This window comes from Shewanella sp. ISS20, from assembly GCF_056522965.1.
In genome coordinates this window covers 311,813-333,572 of sequence record NZ_JAWRZK010000001.1, presented here as the reverse complement: position 1 = coordinate 333,572, position 21,760 = coordinate 311,813, and the positions used below count along the sequence as shown (strand labels likewise).

At 44.7% G+C, this 21,760-nt stretch carries 13 protein-coding genes and 2 pseudogenes; 6 read left to right on the top strand and 9 right to left on the bottom strand.

Going from position 1 to position 21,760, the window contains the following annotated elements:
• Positions 1-86 precede the first annotated feature (86 nt).
• Positions 87-1,618 (top strand): IS3 family transposase gene (locus tag AC1HDP_RS01475; protein WP_479637392.1). Its coding sequence is split into 2 segments (ribosomal slippage): positions 87-531 and positions 531-1,618, totalling 1,533 coding nucleotides; the frame shifts between segments, so codons are not numbered across the junction.
• 15 nt (positions 1,619-1,633) lie between these two features.
• Here the strand turns inward: AC1HDP_RS01475 and AC1HDP_RS01470 are convergent.
• Together AC1HDP_RS01470 and AC1HDP_RS01465 are read right to left on the bottom strand one after the other, a co-directional pair.
• Positions 1,634-3,964 carry a dynamin family protein gene (locus tag AC1HDP_RS01470; protein WP_479637391.1) on the bottom strand — a complete coding sequence of 777 codons (2,331 nt, stop codon included), beginning with the start codon at positions 3,962-3,964 and terminating at the stop codon, positions 1,634-1,636.
• 482 nt (positions 3,965-4,446) lie between these two features.
• The gene (locus tag AC1HDP_RS01465; RefSeq protein ID WP_479637390.1) at positions 4,447-5,424 is read right to left on the bottom strand and encodes a transposase; all 978 of its coding nucleotides are present in this window, start codon (positions 5,422-5,424) and stop codon (positions 4,447-4,449) included.
• A gap of 292 nt (positions 5,425-5,716) precedes the next feature.
• Here AC1HDP_RS01465 and AC1HDP_RS01460 point away from each other — a divergent pair.
• A pseudogene (locus tag AC1HDP_RS01460) lies at positions 5,717-6,030 on the top strand (IS4 family transposase); the annotation flags it as partial.
• Positions 6,031-6,158: 128 nt separating this feature from the next.
• Here the strand turns inward: AC1HDP_RS01460 and AC1HDP_RS01455 are convergent.
• Positions 6,159-6,638 carry a YehS family protein gene (locus AC1HDP_RS01455; RefSeq protein ID WP_479637389.1) on the bottom strand — a complete coding sequence of 160 codons (480 nt, stop codon included), beginning with the start codon at positions 6,636-6,638 and terminating at the stop codon, positions 6,159-6,161.
• Positions 6,639-7,240: 602 nt separating this feature from the next.
• Between AC1HDP_RS01455 and AC1HDP_RS01450 the strand changes: the two genes are divergently transcribed.
• Both AC1HDP_RS01450 and AC1HDP_RS01445 read left to right on the top strand, forming a co-directional pair.
• Positions 7,241-9,550 (top strand): peptidase U32 family protein, encoded by a 2,310-nt coding sequence (locus AC1HDP_RS01450; RefSeq protein ID WP_479637388.1) that lies wholly within the window; start codon positions 7,241-7,243, stop codon positions 9,548-9,550.
• 661 nt (positions 9,551-10,211) lie between these two features.
• Positions 10,212-11,420, top strand: coding sequence for a NupC/NupG family nucleoside CNT transporter (locus AC1HDP_RS01445; protein ID WP_479637387.1), 1,209 nt, complete (start codon positions 10,212-10,214; stop codon positions 11,418-11,420).
• 234 nt (positions 11,421-11,654) lie between these two features.
• Here the strand turns inward: AC1HDP_RS01445 and AC1HDP_RS01440 are convergent.
• Both AC1HDP_RS01440 and AC1HDP_RS01435 read right to left on the bottom strand, forming a co-directional pair.
• Positions 11,655-11,792 (bottom strand): annotated as a pseudogene (locus AC1HDP_RS01440) (excalibur calcium-binding domain-containing protein); the annotation flags it as partial.
• A gap of 615 nt (positions 11,793-12,407) precedes the next feature.
• The gene (locus AC1HDP_RS01435) at positions 12,408-15,770 is read right to left on the bottom strand and encodes an Ig-like domain-containing protein (protein WP_479637386.1); all 3,363 of its coding nucleotides are present in this window, start codon (positions 15,768-15,770) and stop codon (positions 12,408-12,410) included.
• A gap of 1,208 nt (positions 15,771-16,978) precedes the next feature.
• Between AC1HDP_RS01435 and AC1HDP_RS01430 the strand changes: the two genes are divergently transcribed.
• Positions 16,979-17,491 carry a GNAT family N-acetyltransferase gene (locus AC1HDP_RS01430; RefSeq protein WP_479637385.1) on the top strand — a complete coding sequence of 171 codons (513 nt, stop codon included), beginning with the start codon at positions 16,979-16,981 and terminating at the stop codon, positions 17,489-17,491.
• Here the strand turns inward: AC1HDP_RS01430 and AC1HDP_RS01425 are convergent.
• The 3 genes from AC1HDP_RS01425 to AC1HDP_RS01415 form a co-directional block, all read right to left on the bottom strand.
• Positions 17,436-18,212 (bottom strand): phosphatase PAP2 family protein, encoded by a 777-nt coding sequence (locus AC1HDP_RS01425; protein WP_479637384.1) that lies wholly within the window; start codon positions 18,210-18,212, stop codon positions 17,436-17,438. The genes AC1HDP_RS01430 and AC1HDP_RS01425 overlap by 56 nt on opposite strands.
• Before the next feature lie 206 nt (positions 18,213-18,418).
• Positions 18,419-19,744, bottom strand: a complete 1,326-nt coding sequence (locus tag AC1HDP_RS01420; protein ID WP_479637383.1) for a methyltransferase — start codon at positions 19,742-19,744, stop codon at positions 18,419-18,421.
• Between the two features lie 111 nt (positions 19,745-19,855).
• The gene (locus AC1HDP_RS01415; protein ID WP_479637382.1) at positions 19,856-21,022 is read right to left on the bottom strand and encodes a chemotaxis protein; all 1,167 of its coding nucleotides are present in this window, start codon (positions 21,020-21,022) and stop codon (positions 19,856-19,858) included.
• A gap of 82 nt (positions 21,023-21,104) precedes the next feature.
• Between AC1HDP_RS01415 and AC1HDP_RS01410 the strand changes: the two genes are divergently transcribed.
• Positions 21,105-21,305 (top strand): DUF1289 domain-containing protein, encoded by a 201-nt coding sequence (locus AC1HDP_RS01410; RefSeq protein WP_479637381.1) that lies wholly within the window; start codon positions 21,105-21,107, stop codon positions 21,303-21,305.
• Between the two features lie 68 nt (positions 21,306-21,373).
• Here the strand turns inward: AC1HDP_RS01410 and AC1HDP_RS01405 are convergent, their stop codons facing one another.
• Positions 21,374-21,724 carry a YajD family HNH nuclease gene (locus AC1HDP_RS01405; protein ID WP_140932132.1) on the bottom strand — a complete coding sequence of 117 codons (351 nt, stop codon included), beginning with the start codon at positions 21,722-21,724 and terminating at the stop codon, positions 21,374-21,376.
• Between the last annotated feature and the right edge of the window lie 36 nt (positions 21,725-21,760).

Sequence of the window (21,760 nt, the reverse complement as noted above, 5' to 3'; positions counted from 1 at the left end):
TTTTATTTCTCGGGCACCCCCTGTGTCAGGATAGTTGTCGCCTCAGTTTTTAATACTATTGGACAGGAGGCGGAAGTTAGGTTTGAGTGAGACATTATCCTGAAGCGCACAAAAAAGCAGTCGTTAGTAAGTTGATGGAAAGCGGTTTATCATTGCGTCAGTTTTCACAGAGAGAAGGTATTAGTCTTTCTACTCTGTATGGTTGGCGGGAAAAGTATGCAGAGGCCGATTTCAGTTTGACAAAAAGTAATGAACCAGATGATTGGTCCGCGGAGCGGAAGTTTTCTGCGGTGATAGAAACGGCCGCAATGTCGGCAGTTGAGTTAAGTGAGTATTGTCGCAAGAAAGGACTGTTTCCTGAGCAAATCCAGCAATGGAAACTGAGCTGTATTTCAGGTAATCAGACCGAGGCACAGAAGCGCAAGCAGCAGGCACAAGAGCGTAAAGCCGACAAAAAACGCATTAAAGAGTTGGAGAGAGAGTTAAAACGGAAAGATGCAGCCTTGGCCGAAACCGCAGCTCTTCTGGTGCTCAGAAAAAAGTTAAATGCCTACTGGGGGGAAGACGAGGACAATTAACCACGCTCTCAGATAGGCAATACTATGTATCTTTGGTTGATGATGCTGTCAGCGCAGGTGCGAGAAAGCATAAAGCCTGTGCGGAAATCGGATTATCCCTACGCACATTACAACGATGGTTGGAAACGGGTTGTGTCAGTGCAGATAAACGGCCAGAGGCGGCCAGACCCGTGCCTGCTAACAAGTTAACAGAAGCGGAACAACAAGCCATATTAGACATCAGTAACCAGGAGCGATTTGCCAGCCTGTCACCCAGCCAAATCGTACCGATATTGGCTGATGAAGCCGTGTATCTGGGTTCGGAATCGAGCTTTTATCGTATCCTCAAAGCCCATAATCAGCTGAAACACAGGGGCAAGGCTAAACCTAAAGGGAGCATAGCAAAACCAAATGGGTTTACCGCTACAGGGCCTTGTGAAGTGTGGACTTGGGATATTTCGTATTGCCCCTCAACAGTCATTGGTCGGTTTTTCTATCTGTATATGATAATGGATATATTTAGCCGCAAAGTGGTGGGATGGGAAGTGCATGACAGCGAGTCGGGTGAGCATGCAGCCAACCTTCTGGAACGCACCTTATGGTCTGAGAAATGCGTCAATGAAAAGATTGTTTTGCACTCTGACAATGGCAGCCCAATGAAGAGTTTGACCATGCAAGCAAAGATGATGGAAATGGGAGTTGTTGGCTCACGTAGCCGACCAGGTGTCAGCAATGATAATCCTTACTCAGAATCCCTGTTTCGCACAGTCAAATACAGTCGTCGATGGCCGAGTGAAGGCTTTAAAACACTGGACGATGCCAGGGCCTGGGTCAGAGACTTTGTTCAATGGTACAACACTGAGCATCGTCACAGCAGGATAAAATTTGTCACCCCAGCGCAGCGACATAAAGGTGAGGATCAGGCAATACTGGCTAATCGTTCAGAGTTGTATGCAAAGGCAAGAACACTGAATCCAAATCGCTGGTCCAAAGAGGTTAGGAACTGGGATCATGTTGGCGATGTGGATCTAAATCCGGAGAGGAAAAAAGAGGCAGCTTAATAGCTCAAGCGACAACTACCTTGAAAAACACCGGGCACGTTTTGTATATTTTTCTAAATAATTTAACAGCTCATCTTGGGTAGACTTCTCGTTTTGATGATCACGCACGCTCTGAAGAAGATCTGCCCTAATCTCTTCAATAATATTGCTGAGTTCAGAAAATAACTGATCAACTTCTCCTTTAAGAGGAGACACTATACGATTTTTTAAATCGGCCGATGTTTTATGTAGCTCTATATCTAATTTTTTACTTATTTTCTGCCTTATCACATCAATATCAACATCGAAATACGTTTGTTCGTATTCATAGCTTTCCCAGCCCCAGTCGTCGGTATTGAACCATCGGCATACCGTCCCCCAAGCACTGTCTTTTCTCCGTTGACCGCGTTCTGTTTTGGTGTGTTCTTTTGTCTCGTTAAGCTCAACATCCGCTAAAAGGTCTATGCCATTTAAGAAATCAAATTCTGGCACCCTGATATGTACCTTAAAGTTCCCTTTCTCCAACTTCGTCTGCACACCAGCCAGTAGACGTTCACACCGATGTTTTAAGTCAGAATTGAGATAATCATTGAATTGGCCAAGGTGGCCTGTTAATTCATCGTTCAGACCGGAAACTGAATCTTTAATGATACTGTCAAGTCGCTGTTTTATCTTACCTTGTAGCTCGTCAGCATCACTTTTAGACTCAAAGCGGATAACAGGGTTTGTTGCATCGAAATCCGCAGATTCCTGTCTGCCTGAACCAAAAAAGCCACTTAACAATCCACCAGTTTTTTGGCTTTTCGAAGTGGGCGACGCGTCACGTTGCGCTTTCTCTTTTTGCTTGCCCTCTTTAAAATAATATTCGATATCGCTCAACACTTTATTTTTGATATCGATAAACACACCAGTGCAAGACTTCTCTAAATTTGATGCTGAACTTTTAAGTTTGTTATTTGCTTCATCACCCAGAGCAGTTAAATCGGCAATATCTTTTTTCAGATAGCTGATTTGTTTTTGCAAATCCTCGACACTTGTTTTTAAGCCTGTATGCCGAACTTCGAGGAAATTTTCTACGTCCTGAGCGGTATGGTTAATCTTAGTAACCGCAGACTCAAGCGACAGAATGCCGGCATTTTCGTGCGAGCCCTTCACGACATCTTGTAATGGCGCAGTAAATCCGGCGTTTTCCCATACAGAGTTAGCTTTTTTGATCACCCGTTCACGATCATGGATATCATCATGCCAATCTTCGCCGAAGGCAGCTTTAGCAAAGTCTTCGACCCAGGGTTGTTTAACATCCAAGCTTTCACTTTTATCCAGTTCAGCCAGCGCTTTACAGGCTAAAAACGCCCGGTTGGCCGAAACCGGATACACATTGCAGGCTTTAACAGCACCGGCCATTAAGTTTTCTGCGACATATTTGGTAAGTGTTTCGGCCGAGTCGGCATGTCTGTCGCGCTGGTCAAATTTGTTAACCAGCACAAATAAACGGTCGCCACATTCAGCAACGATTTGCTGCAATTCTTGCCGGACCCCATGATCTGCCTCGGATTTCAGCTGGGTATAATCCAGCACTGTTAATACGGCAGATGCTTTTTTCAGCTGGTCACGCAGCATTGGTTTCAAATGCTCTTGGCCTGCTTCATTTGGGCCTGGCGTATCCAATAAGGTTAAGCCTCCAATCTGACTGCTGTAATCACTGAGATGAGCAAATTCAACTTCGATGACCGGCAGGTTGTCGACATTACGATAACTGGCAAATGGGAACTCGGTTTTGGTAATTACACTGAATCTGACCAGATCATTTAACATCTTTAAAAACTGATAGATATTGTCAGAGCCAGTGTATTGTTCCTGCAGCACATCCGGTTGCTTAAGCTTTGCAGCCAGCTCGAGCATATCCTGACAATGTTCCGCTCCAACGAGCTTCTCGTCGATATGCTGGTTTTCAAGTACTTTGTTTAAATCCGCGATAAAATTCGTCAGCGGTGCTCTATTTTGCAGATACAGCAATGGCTCTTTTTGACCTGCTTTGTGTCTAATCAAAGTAGGTAATGCCGTCATGGGTCTGTTTCTGTTTGGCAAAATTTCAGTTCCGACAATCGCATTAATCGTGGTCGATTTCCCCGCTTTCATTGTTCCGACAACAGCAAGCACCAGCTCTTGTTTTTCTAATTTAATTTTTTCACCTGACAGCACTTCAATTCGTGCTCTCACTGAATCCTGATCAAATGTCTGCTTTTCTGCATTATTTGCGGCTGTTACCAAACCATTAGTTTGCGACAGCTCGTTAAGGAAATTGGATTCGACGGTGATAAGTCTGATTGCTTCTTCCTGCAATAACTCAATATTCTTCTCATGCATATGTAGTCCTTACATCATTTTTGTTAATCGTTGTATTCGGTGGAAATTTTTCAAACGGCTGGCTTGATTTCAAAACACAGATTTAATGCTAGTGTTTGACCCGCTTCAAGCCTTTTTAGGTAAATATTTTGCCGCGATGCCACAGACAAAATTTAACGAATTTAACGTGCCACCCATTGTTAAATTTGCAGAGTGTATGCTTGTAAAAAAACAATAAAATGGCCACCCATTCCAAAAAAGAAAAATGCAAAAAAGAAAAATGCCACCCAAATTTCTAAACAGAAACATAACTGGTTTTAATTTCATTAGCGACGATTATTTTCAATATATTCAGATTTCAAATCATATGTAATTTAGCAGAAATTCATCACAACATTAACGATTTAGAAGTCATTAACTAAATTCCACCCAGCAGAAAAACTTGATATCAATCAAGTGTGCGTTGGAAAACTATTTGGATGAAAGCTAACGTTTAAGAATGGTTAAGCACACAACCAGCGTTGACAATTTGAAGCGCCTTGTCGTCGTTTGCGGTCTAAATGCTCACAATAGTCAGTTAATGCAGGCAAAGCACCTACTGCACCTTTGAATAATGTGCCAAATTCAGTAGTGATTTTTAACCAGTTTTCTTCGGGAATATTTAAGCGATTAAGTATGCTCTGGCTGCTTGCACTAATAGCTCCACGCTTATCTTCACGGATAATCTTCCCTGTATCTTCAACCAGTACGATGTAGTCTTTCACGCTGAACATTAATCCGTTAGGCATGTTTAAGCGCTCATTACCTACAAAAGGTAATAACTCTGATGGTTGTTCTCCTTTTACGGCTGAGTGAATACGGCGCTGAATACTGGTGTAATCTGAGGTTTCGGGGGTTGCGGCCATTTTAGCGCGAATAGGATTTAAATCGACATAGGCCATACAGGCTAATACTGCAGCTTCATCTAGTAAGGCTTGGGATTTGAATCTACCCTCCCAGAATCGCCCAGTGCATTTATCCTCTTTGTTGGCCATTCTGGCTATCGGCTCACTGAGTGAGCGCATAAACCAACTAATATCAATTAAGCGTTTACGGTACTCGGCAATGCATTCATTGACGGTTTGACGTTCAAATTGATTGAGGTCTTCCCCTTTTAAAAACTTATGGGTTAATAGTGTGCCTTTAAAGCCTTTGTGCCATTGAATCAGCACATCTTTATCTGACCAACCTTTTGCTTTGTCTGCATCGACTTTTACCACGACATGCAAATGGTTGCTCATCACTGCGTAAGCACAAATATCAATGGCAAAGATGGTCGCTAATTCAAGGATACGTGAATCCACCCACTCGCGCCGATGTTCAAAATTATCACCCGTTGATTTATCAATGCCACACAGAAAAGCCTTACGTACTACACGAGAGCAACAGTGATAGTAAGGCGTATCTTCTAGGCTAACGATAGTTTGTCTTGGTCTGGCCATCTTCAATTACCCTTTCTAGAAACGTAATTAAAGCCTAGTTGAGTGTTTACTATTTAGCCAGCTGGAATGGGTGGCCATTTCATTGCTAGCCAGCTGGAATGGGTGGCCATGCTATTGGGAATGCTATTTAGCCAGCTGTAATGGGTGGCCACGTTATTGTTTACTATTTAGCCAGCTGTAATGGGTGGCCATGTTATTGGCCTTGTTATTGTAAAACTATCAAGGGTACGAGCAGGGCTGGATTTAGGTGGTTGTTATTGATGGGTGGCCATGTAATTGACCATGTTATTGAGACTTGAAGAGTCCACAATACGCATGGGGCTGAGGCACTGCAAAAGTCGTTGTCCGAAGCGGCTAGATGTGTTGCTGCTCATCGCTATGCTGGCAGAAATTGCCTTATGGCTAATTGGTATCGTTGCCTTACATCTAGGCTGGCAAAAACACTTTCAGGCCAACACCATTCGGCACCGGCCTGTGCTTTCGATTGTCAGATTGGGGAAAGAGGTTCGGCGGAGGGAAAACTATCAAATAACAGCGCAGCATTTACGCTGGGCAATGCATGAATATATCAAGTTGGTTCACACTGCAGGGAGACCTGAATTATGAGGGGATCCCCCAGCGCCCGCCTAAGGGGCAGGCAACGTATACCACTAAACTCAATCGCAACCACACGAACCATAGCAGTTCATTGGGACTGAAAACGCCACACGTTGACAGCCCCAACAAGGCATTGGTCATGATTCTGATTTATCACCACTTTGATGCAACTGACGCTCGAGGCCTAGCAGGAAACTTTTAAGAACTTGGTCTTTACACTCTCTGTAATGCTTGTTATCTGGCTTACGGAAAAATGCATTCAATTCATGCTTGCTTAAACTACAGTCTGCACGTTGCAGGATCTCCAGAATGTCTTCAGCTTTCAAGTTCGCAGCAATACGTAATTTTTGAAACACAACATTATTGCTTATTTTCTCTACCGGTCGTGGTTCATCACCATCACGTTTACCACGCTTAACATCGATGAAGCCATTCAGAAATAAAGCAAGCTCTCTATCGCTAAGTTCAACAAAAGAATCATCTTCTTTATTTTTCAGCCAGCTAGAGACTTGTCCATCGACTACAGCAAAGTCTGCTAAAGAAAATATTTGGGAAATTGCCAGTTCATTCAGATTGAAGGTTTGGCTTACGCGGCATAAAACATCATTATTGGTCAAAATAGTTCCTAGTCTTAGGTAAATCCAGTGCTATCGAGGTGATTACTGGCAGGCTCGGATTTTAGCAGACTTGCTGCTTGCGCCCTACCAATTGTGCCAATTCACGGGAAATCGTCACGTTTTAGTATGGCTGCGCGTTTACCTCACGAGACAAGTAACAATGCGCAAACGACTGAGTTTACCAACACTCACAGCACCTAAGTCTACATCCGACTGCATTCCCATACATAGCTAGCCCTTGATGTGAGCCGAGCATTAGGTAAATAGATGAGATGTTGCCTGGTAACTCGCTCCGAGGTTTCGATTCACTCAACGAGTGCTAACAAGATTGTGGGCAGAATTGAGTTAACGCTAGTGAAGGCGCCCTGATTGCATCGTGAAGTCATAGTGATTTGAATATTGACAGGTCAAGTCCAGACCATTCTAGATAACAGCTAATCACCTGATTTTATTGATTTAACTAAATTAGCTTGTCCTTTAGTTAGCCTTAAGCCCCCACGTGAGCTCACGACGGCCACGGATAAATTGCCCGCAAACATATTCATCAGCAACAGATGCGGGTACCATTCGGCCCTTACAGTTGACTGAGACCTTGTGACGTGATGAAGCAAAAGATTGAATTACTAGCCCCCGGCGGCGATATTGATGCCATTAAAGCTGCGATTATTGCTGGCGCTAACGCCGTTTATTGCGGTTTAGATACCTTTAATGCTCGTAATCGTGCGGCTAATATTTCTTTCGATCAACTGGTTGGGGCTATCCGCCTCGCTCACCAATATGATTGCCGCATCTTCTTAACGCTTAACATTGTGATATTAGAGCATGAGTTTAAAAGCCTAGTTAAATTGCTTAATCGCTTAGTTAACACCACGCTCGATGGCGTGATAGTGCAAGATCTCGGCTTATTGTATGTGCTGCGTCAATATTTCCCGACACTGGATGTACATGCTTCAACCCAGCTCACCACCCATAATGCTGGCCAAATTCCCTTTCTTAAACAGCTTGGCACCAGCCGAGTTAACTTATCGCGCGAGCTTAACTTACGCGAAATTACGGCGCTGGCTAAGGTGGCACAACCCCATGACATGCTGCTTGAAGTGTTTGTCCATGGCTCGTTGTGTATTGCATTTTCTGGCTTATGTTATTCAACGTCGGCGTCTGCGGGTAACTCGGGCAACCGTGGTCGTTGCAGTCAAGCGTGCCGCGAGGAATATGAAACCACTGAATCTGGCCATAATTTCCCGCTCAATATTAAAGACAACTCGGCGTTTTTTGATTTACCGGCCTTGATTAATGCCGGCGTATATTCGTTTAAAGTGGAAGGACGCATTAAAGGCGCGGGCTATGTTCACACTGTCATCGACAGTTTTCGTAAGCAAATAGACGGGTTTATTGCCACCGGCGAGCTCACCCAAGATGGTGAACGATTATACAAAGTATTTAATCGTGACTTTACCAATGCCTTTTTGCGCGGTGATTTAAATCAATCCATGTTTATTGATAATCCACGCGATCATTCTGAGCATCACTTTATTGGTAAGCTGCGCGCCACTCCGGGGGATACGATTTCTGTGGTGCAGATTTTTGATACCACACAGCAAGTACGTGAAGACAAACAGCAAATCAATCATTCTGTGAGTGCTAAAATCGCTCACTTAAGCATAGAAAAAATCAAGCTGTCACTGCAATTTACCAGTGTTGTTGGCAAGCCGCTCACCTTAACTGTGACCACAGAGCCAAGCAATAACCTAATGAATCACAGCGTGGCGGCGCAAACCATAGTGTTAACTTCGCGCAGCTTACTGCAAGCCAGTGCACCGTTAAACGCCGATGATGGCGATGCGATGACAGCGGCCATAGAAAAACGTTTTAAAAGCATTGCCAACGCCAACTATGAATTAGTGATGCTAGATACGGCGCAATTAAGCGCTGGCTTAACCATCCCTTATCGTGACATTACTCAGCTTAAAAATGAATTATTGGCCTACTTAAATGAGGGTATAGCGACCATTGCTGAGGTTACTCTGCCTAAGCTTGAGCATCATCCTAAGCCTAGCGGCCAAGCGCCGCTGCTTTCACTGCTGATTTGCGACCCTGTTGATGCCGCGCTTGCAGATGTCACCAATAGCGATATCTATTTTAAGCTGCCCGATGCCTATAAGCGTGGTTGCACTCAATATGTGGATTTCTTGAAGCAAAATCCGCGCCTTATTCCGTGGTTCCCGGCGGTATTAATCGGTAAAGACTTTGACGTTGCGCTGACTATTTTAGAGCAGATTAAACCGCAGTGGATTGTGACGAATAACACAGGTATTGCTTATCACGCCGAGCGCCTTGGCATTCATTGGATTGCTGGCCCACTGCTTAATACCACTAACTCTTATGTATTGCAGTCACTGCAACAGCATTTCAACTGTCGCGGCGCGTTTATTTCTAATGAAATAAGTAAGCAGCAAATTCGCCACATAGCGCGGCCAAAGAATTTCAAAATGCTCTACAGCATTTATCACCCTATTTTGCTGATGGCGAGCCGCCAATGCTTTTTCCAGCAAAGTGTTGGCTGTGAAAAACCACGGATTGATAATGGCTGTATGTTGTCGTGTGATAAATCGACCACCATTAAAAACCTTAAAGGCGATTCATTTGCCATTGATAAGCAAAAGGCTGGATACCCAAGTATTTATAACCAAGACCAATTTTTAAATACCGACATCATTGCTGATCTCAGCGATTTGTTTGATGGCTTTATGATTGATTTAACTGACATTGGCGCCGGTGGTAAACCCACCCCAGATAAGGTCGCCTTGATTAAACAGTTTGAAGCATTGCTCAGCGGCCAAGAGGCTGCCTCAGAGCTTTTAGCCAGCATGGTGCCTCACTCAACCGACCAACAATACCACAATGGCTTATAGCACCAGTCTAAATAACTCAAGCCTGAATAACCCAAACTTAAAAAATTATGGCGCTGCGCTTAACGTGCGCGCCTAATGCCACGCCATTGACGCCACTCCTTTGATACTAAAGCTTTGATAGCAGCGCTTTGATACCACTGTGGCGCGGTACCCCCTAAGTGAGTGGCTTAGTTCTAGGCTAGCACTTAACCAATGCTGGCTTAGTACTAAATTAGTACTGCATGAGTTAGCCCATGATTACAGTGAATGTTGGGCTAGCTGGCTCGGTGCACTGCGATAGCTTGAACACTCGTTTAACAACCCCCAGCCGCGCAACATTACCTAGCGCACATTGAGCACAATCCATATGTGATAAAGATCTACATTAGCAAATTCAAGCAGATTAACCCTTGTTCACACAGGTCGCCCTGTTAGACTCGCCCGCGGATTGATACATCCAACCTTAGCCTGTTAGTCGCGCCGCGCGCCTAACCTATAAGTCTGGGGGTAAGTTTATCTCTCCTTAACAAGTTGTCATCTGGATGTGAATGACCCCAAGGAACTGGACCGGCATATTCTATTAGCTTGTTACTTTGATGTTCTCGCTCAGTAATGTCTGGGCAATTGCGGCATAGCGTCTATCCGCAGTATTGAGCATCGACTAACCCATTGGGAAAGTGTTATGCAACTCCTCTTAAGCCTGTTTGGCATTGCGTGTCTTATTTTTATCGCTTGGTTGTTATCTGAACAGCGCGAGCGCATTAATTGGCGCACCATCCTAGCCGCGTTAGGCTTACAAACCCTGTTTGCCGCCATTGCCCTGTATATCCCTGCTGGCGAGCGTGCCTTAGTCAGTGTCAGTAATGGCGTTGCCCATATCTTAAGTTTCGCCGATGAAGGTATTCGCTTCTTATTCGGTGACATGCCTTATAACGGTTTTATCTTCGCCTTTCGCGTATTGCCATTAGTGATTTTTATCAGCTCCTTGATTTCGCTCTTGTACTATTTAGGCGTGATCCAGTGGTTAATTAAAATCATCGGCGGCGCGATTCAAAAACTGCTGGGCACCAGCAAGGCTGAATCGTTAGCGGCCACAGGCAACATCTTTTTATCTCAAGGTGAAACGCCGTTACTTATCCGTCCATTTTTACCGCACATGACTCGCTCTGAGTTATTTACCATCATGACTTGCGGCATGGCATCGGTAGCAGGCTCTGTGATTGGTGGTTACGCTGCCCTTGGCATTGAGCTTAAGTACTTAATTGCCGCGAGCTTTATGGCCGCGCCTGGCAGTATCTTAATGGCGAAAATGCTGGTACCTGAAACTAAGGTGCAAGTTGAGCAAAGCGATATTGACTTAGACAAGAGTGAACACAGCAACGCTATTGATGCTCTCGCCTCTGGCGCCATGAGTGGCACTAAAGTGGCTGTGGCTATTGGTACTGTGCTGATGGCATTTATCAGTGTGATTGCCATGACGAATGCTGGCCTTGAATACTTAGGTGAACTGGTCGGTTGGCAGCAACTGAGCATGCAAAGCATTTTAGGGTATGTGTTTGCCCCTATCGCCTTTTTGATTGGCGTGCCAAGCACAGATATGCAGTTAGCGGGCTCGTTGATTGGTCAAAAGCTGGTATTAAATGAGTTTGTGGCTTATCTCAACTTCACTGAAATTCGCAGCGAATTAACAGTGCAGACTCAAGTAGTTATGGCCTTTGCCTTGTGCGGTTTTGCTAACTTCTGCTCGATTGCCATTCAAATTGGCTCCATTGGTATTTTAGCGCCAGAGCGCCGCGGTGAAATCGCAGGCTTAGGCATAAAAGCCGTATTAGCCGCGACATTAGCTAACCTTATGAGCGCCGCCTTAGCCGGATTATTCTTTAATCTGTAAGCACGGCGTCAAAGGTAGTGCGGTTATAAGCCGCTGAAAACCAGAGAGCCCCATAAATCAAAAAGCGCTAACTAGTCTCTAGTTAGCGCTTTTTTTGTTTATGGGTCACTTTTTACGGACTGAGTTTTATGAACTGACGTTTTAGACAGCGCAAAAGCAACTCTCAAACGATTAATGCCAATAAGCAGCCACTACTAAGTAACCTATTAAATCGAGGAAAACGAGGGCAACAACTTACCAACGTGAATCTCGCTCACAAGGAATGCCATCATTATCACCATCCATTTTGGTGTTTGGGCAATTGCGAACAAAATATTCAGCTTCTGCTCGAGAATTCATTTGAGTGCAATATTGCCGTCCATCACAACTGAAAGTATGAGAGCTAACACTGCTAGATATCACACGAGTTGGTAACGCACTGATTTCCGGCACATACATATCCAATGGCTCTATTGAGGTAGCTTCCGAATCCTTATAAAAATGGTTCCACAAGCCAAAAGCAATCAGTCCCAGAATTAAAATCTTTTTCATCCAATAACATCCCTATTCAAAAATATCCTCAAGGCAATTGCCCAGACGACTGGGATAGCCCAATAAACGTCACCAAAGCAGTCACCTCATGGCTAACACCTCGGCATTGTAATTAATACGTTAACTGTTTCAGTCGTGGCATAAGCTAACAAACTTCCCCCTAACTAGCTAATGCTTGATAACGCATAAGTATCTTCTGGCATGAGCGATTATGGCGGCGCAGTCGATAAGCTCAGGCTGGAATTTATGGCGGGCTGATACCCAATGACTCATGCAAGCATCTTGATACCCTTGGCCTTTAAATATGCTTATAACACTGTCCCCCTCCCCTTAAACGCTGAGGCTAAAAGGCAAAAAACTTGAATAAAAAAACCCTGCTTAAAAGCAGGGTTTGGGTGTTGATTTAGCTTGGCGGTTATTTACAACCGCGTCACCTAAAGGCTAGCTGGCAGCAAATTACTGCGGGCTCAGACCAAAGGTTTCTAACACTAACTTGAAGTTAGCGCGGCGCTCTTTAACGTTATGCACTTCGCCACTGCTACAAGTTAGATCAGGGCAACCACGGTTAACAATACCTGATACATCATCAATGAATTGTGAGCCTTTCATGCCGCTATCAACGTATTTCTTAATTTCGTTGTAGTAGTTCCAGTCACTGTATTGACCTTCATCAGCATAACCTTGCACTGAGGTAACCCAGTAGAACAAACCAGCAATCCACTTAATTTCTTTGTTTTCTTCAGAGCTACAAATCAGCCCAGGGTTAGAACAGAAATCCAGTTCAGCATACAAAGGGTTAGCTGGCGGCGCATCAACCACGACACCATCTATGGTTTGACCAATAGTGGCTGGGTCAACATGCGAGCGACCTAAGTAATGGTTAAGGGTACCGAAGTTTTGACGACCTGTGGTTTGAATAACACCACGGCCCCACCAACCACAACCTTCAACGCTTTCTTGGCTACTACCGTCCCAAATGAAAGTACCCGCTTTTTGACCGACATAAGTCTTACAATCATCGCGTTCCCACACTTGCTTAGAAGTGTCTACTGACTCTGGAATATCGTTACAGTGACCACTGTTAGTCCAGCGACCGACGCTGCCATTAACCAGTAAACCGCGCTCGGCAAGGACTGAATTTGGCGCAGCGAATACTGGCGCAGGGGCGCCGTACCACTTAGCGTGGGTCAGAGCACTCACTTCCATCTTGTTATCACGTGGACAAGAGTAAGCATGATCTAAACCGGTAGTCGGGTTAGTACCATAATCAGCATACTTTTGACCTAACTGACCACAACTGGCTGACATTGGGTAATCTGCCGGCGCGCCGTATTTCATTTCAGACCAGTTGTTCTCGTCACAAGCATTGTAACGAATAGTCTCTTGCATACTTTGCGCAAGGAAGGCAGCGATGGCCACTTTAGCGTATTTGATGTTAGTCGCATCATCCACACCATCGTGCATTAACCAGAACTTGTTACCAGCAACGCCTATGTTGTGCATCGCATTTAAGCCATCAAGGAAATCAGTCCACTTATAAACCGTTGACGGTTCCCACTGTGATTCCGGGGTTTCGTAGAGGAAGGCTGAATTGTTCATCGCATTTTCAGCATTGGCCAATTCTTGGTTCAGTGCTTCAATACGAGTTAATGAGCCATTCTCTAAGTCAGCACCTACATAGTAGAGCGGAACTTTAGTGTCTTGATAAGCTTCGATTTTGCCAGTTAAGGTCGCTGAATCATCAGCAAAGATGACGGCAAACACGTTGCTGTAAGCGGCTTTACGCAGCTGCGACTTAGCGCCAGCATGACCCATGAAGTAATCTGCGGCTTGTGCTGTAGGCATGTTTGCCAGCATAGCCGGAGTCTTCACAAAGTCAGTCACTTGCTTCACGTACTCAAGGGCATTGTGCCACTGCTCGCTTGACAAGGCAGTGGTATCACTTGATTTACTGAAGGCTACAAAGTCAGCTTTAGTGGCTGAATCGGCTTTATAAAGCTCAAAGCTATCTAACACATCGCTGCTATAAACAGAGGCTTTATCCCACACTGACTGACGACCAGAATGAGTCGCGTAAGCAAAATCACCAATGGCTAATGACCATGCAAAGCTCGCATCAGGTGCCAGCGTTGAAACGATCAGGTTATGCGCCTGCGCCCAACCTTTAACATCGTCGCTTAAACCATTAATGGCATCAATGTCGATTTGGCTGCCAGTAGCATCCATAGCACTGATTAACGCGGCTTTAACTGCCACAACGCCTACGGATTCGCCTTTATCTTTGGTGGCGTTATCTAACACATCGCTGTGCAGGATAATCGTTGATGCGCCAGCAGCTTCTGCTTGCTCCATCACTCGCACAAAGGCTTGGGTTAACGCGTTAGCGTCTTGCAATTCTTGGGTGCTCGCAAGGGCAATGGTTTGCGTCTTTGGTGCTGCTGTAGACGGGCTTGCTACCATTAAGGTATTTGGCCAGCCTGCAACTTCCAAACGCACTGGATCCATTGGGTTTTGCAGCGATAACAGTGGCGCGGTACCAGGCTCAGAGCCATCACAATTTAAGTGCAATGCCCAAGAGCTGTCGCTGCCTGGTACTGACTGAGTCCAGTAAATCGCTGAATAAGCGATGTTACTATGAACCATGATATCGCCACCGGTGGCATGATCGCCTTGGGTCCAATCTGGATAGACCTTAAAGTCAGCGCATAAGCTGCCAGGCGGTGTAACAGGTGGCTCTACCACGTCTTGCTCTATGGTGATATTGACACTAACTGACGTTGACAACTTCTCAGCATCGGTGGCTATCGCCTTAAGTGTCACTGGGCCTGTGTAAGTGGCTTGCCACTCACAGCTAAATGGGGCAATAGAGCTTGCATCAAATGAACAAATTTGCTGATTGTTGGCCTGAATAACGACCTTAGTTAAATCATCATCAACATCTGACGCATTAACGCTAATCGCAACAGTCGCTGCTTCACCAAAGGTTGCACCATTGGCTGGAGTGATAAAGCTCACCACTGGCGCAGTGAAATTATCATCTTCTTTCACAGTCACAGTGACAGCTTGCTGCTCAATTTTTTGATTGTTTTTATCAAAAACAAACACATTGATAACAGCGCTACCGGCCTCAGCAGGTGTCCAGTTATGGGAGTACAACGGCTTGTTGGCAACAATTGCTTGCTCCGCCAGCTTTTGGCTATTGACCCAAAACTCAACTTTTGCAGCCAACTTACCTTCAACCCGAGCGTTAATGGCAACAGCTTCATTGAGGTTAACTGACTGACCAGCCGTTGGCGAAACTATGGCTAACTTAGTCACATCTGGCTCACTTGGCTCGCTGCTACATTCAGCGACATCCCAAAACCATGAATCGGCTTTTGGTGTTTCCCATACGCCGGGGTTGTTTTTGGCAATAAAGCACTGATTACCAAAAGACACCATATCGCCATTGCTAACTTGAGTCTCACCTTCGATAAAAGGAATCACATCACCTGGATTTGGACCTGGCCCTGGCCCTGGCTCTGGCTCTGGCTCTGGCTCTGGCTCTGGCTCTGGCTCTGGCTCTGGCTCTGGCTCTCCAGAACATACTGCCACATCCCAAAACCATGAACTGCCATTTGGTGATTCCCACACACCTGGATTATTTTTGGCAATGAAACATTGGCCATTGTAAATAACCATATCACCGTTATTCACCTTGGTTTCACCGGGAACAAAAGAGATAACACCTGAATTGGCGCTGGCATCAGATGCATATAAACAACTGCTCAGCATAGCGGTCGATAATATGGCTAAAGTAATTCTATTTAACTTCTTCAAATTTGATTTCTTCTCTTACGATTTGATAACACTCGTATCAATAGCCGTTTAATGTTTTTAATGACCGAATATTGATAGATTACTTTGGAGAAAAGCATTTCATTACACTCAGATATACCTAATCATCCATTAAGATAAATCAAAGCATCCCTTGAAATAAGTCAGAGCGTCCATTGCAATGCAGCGGTTAAATACATAACGTTTACCACTACAGAACGGTAAGGTAATCGATTTTACTAATAAATTCAAGCGACAATAAAATACTTACATAAATGTAAACTTAGATTTATCACTATTTAGGTAACTTAATCAAGCCTCTTATATAACGCCTCTGACGACTACTTTAATAGCGTCTTTTAAATAACCACTCCATGAAGTACAAATACAGTGCCATGCTATTAAGCAGATTAACAACCAAGGGGGTTAAATATCCAAGCCATTATATAAATATATTTACAAGCTTTGCTTGCTGACCTAGAACTCAGTCATTAACTTTTTGATTTTAAACAAAACAACCAAAGAGCAAGCCATCGCAAGTCTGCTGACAATAATTATTCAACCCATACCTGTTTGTCAGATAATTGGCGGCAACAACAAAATAACCACAACTCGCACCTGCTGTGCCAATTAATTGACGAGCCGTACAGCCGCAATGGCAAATATTGATAAAATAGTGCAGATAACTATTGTTAGTCAAATATCAAAGCCATCCATTTTTAATATTGTTACTATTAATTATTCACTTATTTTAGCGCTAGCACCATTTAACTTTTTACTCTATCAGGCTATGCCAGAATTACAAAAAACTAAAAACGCGCTAAACAAGCGCCGCACCTATTCACAGCTAAAGCATAAATCAGTGATAGCTTAAATAAAAAGCACGACCTTAATATAAAGAGTCAAAATACTATTAGTGATTCACCTAGCCGTGTCATGCCATTAACGTTTAAATCATTCATAGCCAAAACCAACAATTTGACAACACCCATTAATAATTAACTATGCCAACGGCAGTGATTTATTCGCTAGCGGGCCAATAAGCTCAGTTTAATCGATCATTTTATCTCCTATTAACTAATAATGATGATTACCTTTATTTAGCATACGGGTTTGAGCTAAAGGTTATGGCTGCAATAGCAAAAACCACATGGTGTTAGCGCCTAATAAACGCTACACTCGGCGCGTTTTTTATTCAGGTCACTATTTCCATGAGCAGTTATTATCAGCGCGCCGATTTAAGTATTAATCCCATCACCCCTCTGCGCTTACAGGCATTAGCACTGTTAAGCTTAGCGCCCGAACAAGCTGGGTTTGTAGAATCAGTGGATGAATGCTTAGCAGAAGCGCAGCAAGATAAGCGTTATGTGCCAGCCGCCTTAAGCATAGATAGCCAAGTGATAGGTTTTGCTATGTATGGCTTATTTGATGAGGACTATGGCCCTAGGGTGTGGTTTGATCGCTATTTTATCGGCGCACAGTTTCAAGGTCAGGGTTACGGCCGTGCCTTTGCAAGCTTAATGCTTGATTATCTTTATGACTTTTATCAGTGTGACAGTATTTATTTGAGTGTCTATAGCCATAACCATGGCGCCATTAAGCTTTATCAAAGCCTAGGCTTTGGACTCAATGGCGAGCTTGATTGCAATGGTGAGCAAGTGATGGTGGCTAAGCGCAGCGCATTCGATAACGGCGCAGCATCAATAAATACAACAAGCTACTGACCCACCAGCTGATAGCCAATGACCAAAAACCGTGACTCATAAAATGGGCGCCGCGCAGTTGCTGACCTATATCCATTAAGCCGCCGCAGACTAATACCGCCGCCAGCGCTAAGTAACGCCATCTTGGCCAATAGACTAACGCCACAAAATATAAGCCTAACCAGCCATAACCGCCGCTGGCGTGCCCACCGGGGAAACAGCGCCCAGGGGTAACGCCTGTTGGCAGCGCACTAAAGGTAGGAACAAAAGGCTGTATGCCGCCAAACGCGACTAAATCCCAGGGGCAATTAACGTGAGTGAACTTTTTTAAGGCGGCGACTATTAAGGTAGTCACGGCAAAACAGACGATAAGATACAAGAGCGGCGCGCGATACTCTTGCCATGGCTGACGCTTAAGACTAATGACAAATGCAGCAAGTAAAGAAAGTGCCAGTACTACCACCAGATGATGCATGCCCTTATGCAATATGCCCTCTTCCAAAAAGCTAGATCGCAGGGTCCAGCGGCCAAATTCAGGACCGCCTTGATAACGGTATAAGCTCTCGGCAATCACTAAATCCACATGGCTCACTTCAATGGCATAACCCAAACTCAAAAAAAAGATGCTTGGCAGCAGCACATAACAGAAAATATCTGACCATAGACTGGCTGGCCGACGAGTGTGAGAATGAATTAACAAACTTTGTACTTTGGTCAATGAGCGAGATAACCAGCGTTTCAAGGGGTATCCTAGGCATTAATGCTAACGGGTGAGGATGATACGAATGGAGCTAAGTTTAGGCTAATTAAGCCTGTTTCATTTTTTGTGGATTTACGCTTTATGGACTTAAGTATTATTGGCTTAATTGCTTTGACATCGTTTTGCTTAAGTTTGCTCTTCAATTGAGCTCGCCAAATGTAAACGAGCCCAATGCCAACTAGCCCAGCTTATGCCGAGTGATTAACTGTGAGCCTTGCTAAGATCAGGGCATTTCGGGGAGTAACTGAGCTTGGGCAAAATGGTTGCAAACTCACCTGATAACCGTGTTGCTGTAAAAATGCGACTCTATCTAGCAGTAATGCATGTTCGAGTAATTGCCGAAACAAGTGCGACACGAGATCAAGACGACGCACTAGCAATAAACGCTGTTGGCCGATAGCAAGCCATGCTTGAGTCTCTATGCTGGCATCAAAGTTCAAGCCTTTTTGCGCCATCGCCCATTCACAAAAACGGTTAAAGCTAGCACTGAGTTGGCTGCGTTTGATGGCAGGCACCGGCAAATAACTATTTTCAGCGCGCACATAGCGCTGCAAGCTATCAAAGCCTAAGCGCCAACACATCTCTTGGTCGCGCAACTCTTTGTCTCGCGGGCTCGCTAAGCTGCTTTGTGCTAATGCCAGCTGCAAATCGCGCTTAGTTAAGATTAACGCTTGCTGTTGCCAAGTGCTGCTCAAGCCTTGATAGTGCTGGCTGCGAATTAAGTGATAACAACAAGGGGCGATAGCAAGCTGTTGAATACCATGAGTCACGCCTTGCTGCATTAGGCTCACATGTAAATCGCCGCAGGCATGTAAGGCTATGGCTTGCTGTTTGCCCATGAAAATGTGGCTTTGCGCCGCAAAGGCATCGCCACAAACAAAGGATTGATTTAATTGCCATTGACTGGCAAAGTCGCGCCCTTGCTCACATAAATCCGCTTGCCACTCGACACTTGTTACTGTGGCGTCATATTGCTTAGCGATAAGCCGGCCTAAATGACCTTTGCCAGCGCACCATTCGAGCACATTGTCATTAGTATTGATGGCTAACGCCTTAGTGAAACCTGTGATTTGCTGCCATTTGCGCCCTTTGATGTGGGCACTAAAATGGCTAAGCCAAGGGGCATTATCCATTGGCGGCAGTTCGGCATCACTTTTATCTGCCGTGTCTACAGGCTTGTGATCTGAGTCTACATGCTTGCGATCTGAATCTGAGACTGAGTATGGCTCTGAGGCTAACTCATAGATTAACTCCAATGCTTGCCAGTCAAACCCTAAAACCGCTAAGTCTTGGGCTAATGCTGGATACAAGGTTGAGACTAGCTCAGATTGCTGACTATCCAGCCTATCTATCTCAGCTAAATCAAGGGTTGAGACTAGAGTTGCAAGCTTTGGGAAATCACTCGCCCACGGCAAATGGCTTTGTTCAAAGGTGGCGAGTTGCCATAACGGCCGCGCCTCAGTTAACAAGGTTAATTGCCGCGCTAACACTTCGGCCTGATCAGAAAGTAACAAGTCACAACTCCGCTAACATCACAAAACAGTACCAAACAGTACCAACTCTGCCAACACCATACTCAGCTATATCAAAACGCCGCCCAAAGTGTGCTTAGGCGGCGCAGGTTATTAGCTCGCTTTTTTAGTTGCCATACGCTTACCTAACCATACTCCAAGCCCAAGCGGCGCAAAGAACACCACCAGCAAGAACAGAATTATATATAAGATCAGGCTTTTAATTAGGCCGCTCACTTCAGCAAAGGCTTGCTCTAAGGTGCGCTGCACTAAGGTATCAACATTTTGCGCTACGGCTTCTCGCTCGCGAGTCATCATAGTCTCTAAGGCTACACGCTCACGGGCGACCATGACTTCTAACGCTTGGCGCTCAACCGATAATTGCGCCAGATTTTTAGCCGCGCTGGCATCAAGCTTATCTAACAGCGGCGTTAATTCAGTGCGTAAATCAATGGCTAATTGCCCCATCAATTCAGGGCTTTGCGCCATTAACACTTGGAATTTAGCCGAAGTATCACTAATGCTAGTTAAGGTTTGCTGCAGCTCTTCACTATTGATATTGCTATGCAGGGCAAAAAACTCAGCTTTCCAGCCGAGGATTTTTGGGGTCTGCGCTGCCAACATCGCAATTCTATCTGACATATCTGTCATTACTTCGGGCACGCTACCAAAGGTAGTAACCGCATCAAATTCACCGATTTTTTTATAGCTTAGCCAGTCGGTAAAGGCCGAGGTGCGGCTAAACTGCAGATCAAACAGCGGTTTTTCGCTCACGTATTGTTTGATAAATGCTTGATTATCACTAAAGGCGCCAGCATTCATTAAACCGCGCATGCGCTTTTCATAATCTTGCAATAACTGCTTACTGGTCGCCGCCGCAAGATGGGTGTGCTCACCAAATACGGCCTGACCTTTGCCAGACTCAAAAAACTGCACCATTTGGGCACTAAAGGCCCAAGTATCTATCATGGCAGCGACTGGCGACACCTGAAAAATACTGTTTCCCATGGTTTGTTCAGCATTGATTTTCCAAAGTAAGCTATTACTTTTCATCAATAATTGGGCAGCGGCATCATCATGGGTTTGCAGCGCGATAAAGTCCGCGGTTTGCTCAACCCCAGCAAAAAAAGTGCTGCTGTATTCACGAGTAAAGACTCGCATGCTGAGCTGCTCTTGCGGTAATGGCTGAATGCCACTTTCAAGCTTAACTTCAAGTAAAGAGCAGCCACTTAAGACGCTCATTAGTAGGCAAGTTAACAGCCCTTGTTTACATCTGTTCATTACAACCTTCATAAAGAAGTAGATTGAAAAATAATGCTAATTTTAGCATTATCTACCCACCTAAAGTTAATTAAATCCCTCAATGCATGAGCCTAATCAACCCAATGTTCAACCTGCGTTAACGCCCTGTATTAGTTTATGTGGGTTAAATAGTGATGGCTTTTGCCGCGGGTGCGCGCGCACTATCGAGGAAATTAGTCAGTGGCGACTGTTAAGTGATGAGGATAAGCACGCTATTATGGCTGAGCTGCCAAGGCGCAAACAGAGCTTTATCGGAAATTGATAGTGCGGCATTAAGCGAGTGATGACATAAGTTAAGCATTTGCTTATGCCATCACTTAGCGCCTGATATTACTTCTTCATCATGGCTTTTAAATCTGCGAACGGGTTAAAGGTCGCCGCCGCTTGCTTACCTTCAGAGGTACCGCCAAACTGCACTAACTCTTCAAAACGTGAATGCTCATTGTCGTGGCAATATAAGCACAAGAGTTCCCAGTTAGAACCATCTGAGGGATTGTTATCATGATTGTGATCTCTATGATGCACAGTCAATTCGCGTAAATTCTTATGGGTAAAATCCCGTGAGCAACGACCACATACCCAAGGGTAAAGTTTTAATGCCTTTTCACGGTAGCCTTGCTCGCGGTTAGCTTGGTAAGCGCGTTGCTCGGCTAATACTTTATCTAGTTTGCTCATGGTCATGGGGTTATCTCAACGTCATTAATTGCCACTATTATT